The organism is Kosmotoga sp. (assembly GCF_982836095.1).
In genome coordinates this window covers 1-6,212 of the sequence record NZ_CEYIHJ010000118.1, presented here as the reverse complement: position 1 = coordinate 6,212, position 6,212 = coordinate 1, and the positions used below count along the sequence as shown (strand labels likewise).

At 40.7% G+C, this 6,212-nt stretch carries 8 protein-coding genes; 2 read left to right on the top strand and 6 right to left on the bottom strand.

Going from position 1 to position 6,212, the window contains the following annotated elements; translation table 11 throughout:
• A partial coding sequence (locus AC3LHT_RS07955; RefSeq protein ID WP_488662514.1) for a metal-dependent hydrolase occupies positions 1 to 596 on the top strand: 596 nt, incomplete at its 5' end.
• A gap of 3 nt (positions 597 to 599) precedes the next feature.
• Complete coding sequence (locus AC3LHT_RS07950) at positions 600 to 824, top strand: hypothetical protein (RefSeq protein ID WP_290644857.1); 225 nt, start codon at positions 600 to 602, stop codon at positions 822 to 824.
• Here the strand turns inward: AC3LHT_RS07950 and infB are convergent.
• The 6 genes from infB to AC3LHT_RS07920 form a co-directional block, all read right to left on the bottom strand.
• Positions 821 to 2,914, bottom strand: coding sequence for a translation initiation factor IF-2 (gene infB / locus AC3LHT_RS07945; protein ID WP_488662513.1), 2,094 nt, complete (start codon positions 2,912 to 2,914; stop codon positions 821 to 823). The genes AC3LHT_RS07950 and infB overlap by 4 nt on opposite strands.
• Complete coding sequence (locus tag AC3LHT_RS07940) at positions 2,892 to 3,224, bottom strand: L7Ae/L30e/S12e/Gadd45 family ribosomal protein (RefSeq protein ID WP_290644933.1); 333 nt, start codon at positions 3,222 to 3,224, stop codon at positions 2,892 to 2,894. Before AC3LHT_RS07940 ends, infB begins: the two co-directional genes overlap by 23 nt.
• A gap of 34 nt (positions 3,225 to 3,258) precedes the next feature.
• Positions 3,259 to 3,897 carry an MBL fold metallo-hydrolase gene (locus AC3LHT_RS07935; protein WP_488662512.1) on the bottom strand — a complete coding sequence of 213 codons (639 nt, stop codon included), beginning with the start codon at positions 3,895 to 3,897 and terminating at the stop codon, positions 3,259 to 3,261.
• Between the two features lie 96 nt (positions 3,898 to 3,993).
• Complete coding sequence (locus AC3LHT_RS07930) at positions 3,994 to 5,235, bottom strand: alpha/beta hydrolase-fold protein (protein WP_488662511.1); 1,242 nt, start codon at positions 5,233 to 5,235, stop codon at positions 3,994 to 3,996.
• Entirely contained in the window at positions 5,232 to 5,771 is a 540-nt protein-coding gene (gene yfcE / locus AC3LHT_RS07925) for a phosphodiesterase (protein WP_488662510.1), read from the bottom strand. The genes AC3LHT_RS07930 and yfcE overlap by 4 nt, the downstream gene beginning before the upstream one ends.
• The coding region (locus AC3LHT_RS07920; protein WP_488662509.1) for a thiamine diphosphokinase at positions 5,750 to 6,212 on the bottom strand (463 nt) is incomplete at its 5' end. The genes yfcE and AC3LHT_RS07920, both read right to left, overlap by 22 nt.

The following is a 6,212-nucleotide window of genomic DNA, read 5'->3' as shown; positions in this document are numbered from 1 at the left end:
TATGTGGGAATCTCGGCTCTTGGCTACTTTTTCAGGAGGGAAGTATAATGCCCAATTTCAAAGTGCACATTGCAGCTGGTATTTACACTTACCCCTTATATATTCTGATTTTCTATTTAGTGGCCAGTTTGTGGAGTTTTTCTCAGGAAATTGACCCTGCTGTGATTACACTTGGCTTTTTTTTGTACGTTCTTGGAAGCGACTTACCCGATATAGATGCAGGTGAATCTCTTGCAAGAAGAATAGCAGAGATTCTCATAGTAATCGTTGTGGCTTCCGGGCTTTTCATCGGGATTCTTTTGAAATATGCAGCTACTGCGTTGACTGAAATAGTGCGTTTCCAATTCATTTCGACTCCAATGTTGTTCTTTATCGCTGTCCTTGCAGGTATAGCCACTTCAAAAACATTGAGACTATTCAAGCACAGGGGTTTTCTACACAGCATCTGGGCTGGTCTTATTTACAGTGGCATCGTTTTTGGCGCTGCTTTTTCCATGAAAAACGATTCGTTAAAGGACATCCTTTTTCTCTCTCTGGCGGCCTTTTTTGGCTATAATCTTCATCTACTTTTGGATGTTACTGTGAAAGGCGGTTGAAAAATGAAAAGATTTATTGTTTTCTTCGATTTGATATACATATTGCTGGTATTTCTCCTTGTTTTTCTAATGGTAGGGCTTTTGTTTTCTGGAAAATGGCTTTTTCTAATATTTACCATTGTGGCGATTGTAGCCATTATGTATATAAGATTTATTCTCTTTGAAAAGCTTCAGGCTAAATTAAAAGCGGAAGAAGAAAATGAGGAAAACAAAGAGGAGAACTCTTAGTTCTCCTCTTTGTTGAATTCTAATGTTCTTTTGACCTGTTTTTTGACATGGAACTCGAGTTTGTCGCCCTCCTGAATACCGTCAAATTCTAATAGTTTAATTCCACATTCTTTTGGGGCATCTACTTTGTTGACCTCTTCTTTATAGTGCTTCAAAGATTCTATTTTTCCATCAAAGATTTCCTCGTTTCTCCTGTAAACTCTTACAAGACCTTCCTTTGTAACATAACCATCATGAAGCTGTACTCCTGCTATGTTGCCAAGCTTCTTAATTTTGAACACCTGCTTGACTTCACCGTGCCCAACGACTTCATCAACTTCCTCAGGTTCTAAGAGCCCTTCAAGAGCTTTTTTAAGATCATCGATGAGATCAAAGATGATTTCATAAAGCTTTATCTGCACACCTTCCTCTTCAGCTTGAGAACGGGCCTGGGAATCAGTTTTTACTTTGTAGCCAATGATTACCGCATCAGAAGCGGCCGCAAGCATAACATCACTACTATTTACCGGTCCAATGCCAGAGTGAACGATCTCTATATGAACTTCTTCTGTTTCCAATTTGGCCACGGCTTGTTTAAGTGCCTCAACGGCCCCAAAGGAGTCAGATTTTATTATCAAGTTCAATGTTTTTCTTTCACCTTCACCGGAAATCCTCATAAATTCTTCGAGTCTCACATGTCTTTTACCTTTGACCATTCTCTCTTTCTTTTGCTTCTCTTTTACAAAAGCTGATATTTCCCTTGCCTGGTCGAGATTGTCAACTACATATAAGATCTCATGCATGTCCGGAACTTCCTCAAAGCCTATTATCTGAACGGGATCGGAAGGACTAGCCATTTTTATCTTTTTCCCCATCTCATTCCTCAAAGCCCTTACCTTACCATGAGTTGAGCCCGCTACTACATAGTCACCTGCTCTTAAAATGCCATCTTTGATAATCGCTGTGGCAAGTGGCCCGACGCCTTTATCTAATTCTGATTCTATTATCACACCGCGTGCATTTCCCTCGGGAATACACCTAATCTCGCTCATTTCGGCTACAAGCAGGATCATTTCAAGCAACTCGTCAATGCCCTTACCCATCTTTGCTGAAATGGGTACCACAATCGTGTCTCCACCCCAATCTTCTGGAACCAGACCCAGTTTGGAGGCAAGTTGTTGTTTGGTCACATCGACATTTGCGTTTGGTTTGTCTATTTTGTTTATGGCCACTATTATGGGTACATTTGCTGTTTTCGCATGGTTAAAAGCTTCTATGGTTTGGGGCATAACTCCATCGTCTGCCGCCACTACTAGAACAACTATGTCTGTGGCTTGAGCACCCCGGGCTCTCATTTCAGTAAAAGCCTCATGACCAGGAGTATCAATAAAGGTTATCCTCTTTCCCTTTATCTCAACATGATAAGCACCTATGGATTGAGTTATTCCACCAATTTCCTTCTCAGCAACAGCTGTTTTCCTGACTCGATCAAGAAGAGTTGTCTTTCCATGGTCTACATGTCCCATGACAGTTACAACTGGAGGTCTTTGAACCAGTTTCGATTCATCATTGTATAGTTTCTCGTAATTTGCCTTCAAAGCTTCAAGGGGATCGGAGACTATTTCTTCTTTGAGCTCAACATTCCAGCCATATTGAGTGGCAATCTCCCGAGCCTCTTCAAGGTTAACTGCTTGAGCAGGCCTTAATATTATTCCCCGCATGAAGTGGTCCTTGATTATTTTCGAAAGTGGAACTTTTATCTTTTCAGCCAATATATTCAACTTCAGTTCTTCAGGATCCAGATACACGACCTTCTTGCTGCTCTCTTCGAGCGCCCTTTCAGCCTCTTCACTCTTCTTTCTCTTTTCCTCTTCATCCACGATTATTTCTTTCTCTTCTTCCTTTTTAGGTCTTTTCTTTTCAGAAATTTTTACAATTTTTGTTTCCTTTTTTTCTTCCTCGTAGAGGCTGGCGATTATGTTTACCGTCTCTTCATCAAGCATGGACATATGGCTTTTTACAGAAACACCCAATTCTTCGAGCTCATCCATAAGTTCCCTTGTGCTGATTTTCAACCTCTTTGCGAGTTCATATACTCTCGTTTTTGGCATCTTTTTCACCTCCAGACCTGACCAGTTTTATGATTTCAGCCGCGAGCCTGTCATCCGTTATCCCTACGGCCGAAATATTGCTGAGGCCAACGGCCCTGGCCAGATCAAACTTGCTTGTATGCTCTAACCTTACATAGACGGCACCGTGGCTCTGACATCTTTTTGCCCAGTCAGATTTTATTGAATCACTGGTATCACTGGCGATAACCAGCACCTTTTTTCCAGTCTTCTCACGCAAATATGAACGAATCATTTCTTTCCCGAAAACGATCTTGCCTGCTTTTTTCGCAAGTCCGAGATATGAAAGCAGTTTCCCTTCGTTGATAGAAACACCTCCATCAGTATCAATACTTTAGCTTAATTACCTTAACCTTTAGCTTTGAAAGCTCTTCTTTTCTATACACTAAAAGCTCTTCTCTTTCCTCATAATAATTATCGAAATATCCTAAAAATTTCTCAACGGGGGCTAAATTGAATTTCAAAGCTTCAGTCTTGAAATGCATGGGAATAATAACGCGTGGAGATAGTTTGTCAGAGAGCGCCTTAGCCTCCGCTGGTTCAATGGTATATACGCCACCCACTGGAATTAACAGCACATCGATTTCTTGTAGTTTTTCAAATAAATCGTTCTCAGGCATAGCTCCAAGGTCACCAAGATGGACCACACGTATTCCCTCGGGTGTAGTAATGTCGAAAATAATATTTGTCCCTCTTTCTGCCCCTCTGGAAGTGTCGTGATACGTCAAGTATCCCCTTATGCTAAAGCCAAGCCTCGCATATTCTCCAGGATCTTTGATTACTTCAAAATTCCCTTTTAAGAGATGATGGGCATTGTGATCAAAATGCTGGTGGCTCTCGGTTACCAGGTCAGGTTCAATGTTCGGTATCTTGTAACCTACTGATTTGTCAAAAGGGTCAGTCAAAAGGATTTTTCCTCCACTTTCAATGGAAAAGCATGAATGACCATGCCACTTTATCCTCATCTTACCACCCCCTCTTGATTATTATAGCACGCATTAATCGTAGCGTATTGAATGAAAAAAGGGCGATAAATCGCCCTTTTCTTTTAATTCCAGGAATTATTTGCCAAAGAAGAACCGCAGCATCTTTGGAAAACGCTTGGCCCAGAACTTCTCGTTGTGGAGAGCATCTTCATCTTCCACATAAAGAAGAGTCTCATCAGTTTGACCTATGTTTTTCAGAAGAGCAACCATTCTTCTGGTATCTTCCAGCACCTGTATGCCCTCTCCGATTCCCATATCAATATATACCTTTAAATTTCCAGCACCGGCATTTTTTACAAAATCGAAGATTTTTCCATCCGATACCCAGAAAGATGGACTCATGGCACCCACCATACCAAAAACTTCAGGTTTTTTAAATGCAGCATACAGTGATATCAGCCCGCCCATAGAAGAGCCGGCAATAGCTGTATTTTCTCTATTTGTAAGCGTTCTAAAATGATTATCTATATATGGCTTTAGGGTGTTGACGACAAAATCAACATAAAGATCCCCCTTCCCATTGCTGTTGTAATCTTTGTTCGAAAATGGCCAGGGGGAGTATTCTGTAAGGCGTTGATCACCCATATTATATATGCCAACAATAATAAGCTCTTTGATTTCGCCATTAGCTATGAGCTTTTCTGCCGTTTCATCAGCTTCCCATTCTCCCATAAAGGAAGTGGCGGCATCGAAAAGATTTTGTCCATCATGCATGTAAAGAACAGGATAGCTTTTTTGGATATCCTTTTTGTAGTTCGGTGGGAGATAGACTATTACCGTCCTTTTATTGTTCAATTCAGGGGAATATAGCTCGAATGTCTCAAAATTGCCGGTAAGTGTATGGAGGAGTTCCACTTCCTCACCACCTTTTTCGATAAAGTCTCTCCAGTGCTTAACTTCAAATTCAAAAACGCCAGACTTCGTTATTTTCATTGTGCGATTGGGTATTTCTTCACCCTTTTCCCCTTTTTCAACGGTTTCCCAGTTTCCTCGAGTGAATTTGAATTCTATATATTCACCTATTTTAAATTTCATAGTCAGTTCATAAACTTTGTCCGCTACTTTTTTCATTTCCGTGGCCGGATCACCTGGGTTCCAGCCATTGAAAGAAGCTCCTATGTAGATTTTTGCGTCCTTGGGGGTATAGTCAGGAATATGAACTCTAAAGGTAATTTCTACTTTGTCCTGAGAAAGCGCTTTCGCAGAATCCTTTGTAACTTCACCGGGCATAGAAGTATTTGGATCATGGTTTTGTTGCAGTGAACAAGCGGAAATAATCAAGACCAACAGCAATAAAAAAGGAAAAATTTTACTCATTTGAAGCCTTCCTTTTTAATAAGTCTTCCATTTAGATCACGTATATATAGGCTTACGGTGTCGCCAAATTCTATCACCCCAAAAGTTCCAGGGGTTCCGTCCTTTGGCAATGAGGGGCTTCCGGGATTCATGATAATTCTATTCTTATACGTACATAGCTCATGTATATGGGTGTGCCCTTTTATTATAATGACAGCATCTTCTGATTCCACAGGTTTGTGTCCATGGAAAACCAGTAACTTTTTTGAGTTTAGGTTTATGAATCTTATAGCTGGCAATTCGGAGACCCCCATAAGCATGAAGTCGATCTCTGCATCACAGTTCCCTTTAACTCCAATGAGCCTATCTCCAAACAATTTGAAGCTTTCTGCCAGTTTGGCTGGGTTATATCCGCGAGGTATCCTGTTTCTTGGACCATGATAGAGATAGTCACCGGCGTGGATAATGAAATCAATATCTCCAGTGAGGTCTATTATCTTTTCAAAGCTCTCAACAGAACCATGTGTATCAGAAATCACAAGGGCCTTTTTAACCATCTGAAATATACCACCTTTCCTTCCTCTGCCGTTATCTCAACTTCATTTTTCAGAGCGATATTCGAAACTCCAAATGGCTTTTCAAAGGACATCTTTTTGGCATTTAATTCATATTTGAAACCCTTTAGAGTTACTCGGGGTATTGATTCTCCCAACGGAAAGATAGACCAGGTTTCGCCGGGAACCGCAGGTAATGTTCTATATCCATATACCAAGCCAATCTCCAACCTTTCAGAGAGTATTTTTAATTCAAAGGTTCTTGAAAATTGTAGAAGTAACAGCAGTGTAGCCAGAAAGTGGTCCTCCCTTTCACCCGTTGCGGTTAGTAACAAAACACTTTCAAACCCCATGGAAGCGAGCTCTTTCAGAGCGAGTTCTGTGTCTGTTTCGTCTTTATCATGTGAGAACTTAATTACTTTAACTTTCTTTGAAAGGCACCAA

Coding starts and splice junctions, on each gene's coding strand:
- yfcE (WP_488662510.1), bottom strand. CDS start 5,771: ATGGTTAAAAAGGCCCTTGTGATTTCTGATACACATGGTTCTGTTGAG.
- AC3LHT_RS07935 (WP_488662512.1), bottom strand. CDS start 3,897: ATGAGGATAAAGTGGCATGGTCATTCATGCTTTTCCATTGAAAGTGGA.
- AC3LHT_RS07930 (WP_488662511.1), bottom strand. CDS start 5,235: ATGAGTAAAATTTTTCCTTTTTTATTGCTGTTGGTCTTGATTATTTCC.
- AC3LHT_RS07950 (WP_290644857.1), top strand. CDS start 600: ATGAAAAGATTTATTGTTTTCTTCGATTTGATATACATATTGCTGGTA.
- infB (WP_488662513.1), bottom strand. CDS start 2,914: ATGCCAAAAACGAGAGTATATGAACTCGCAAAGAGGTTGAAAATCAGC.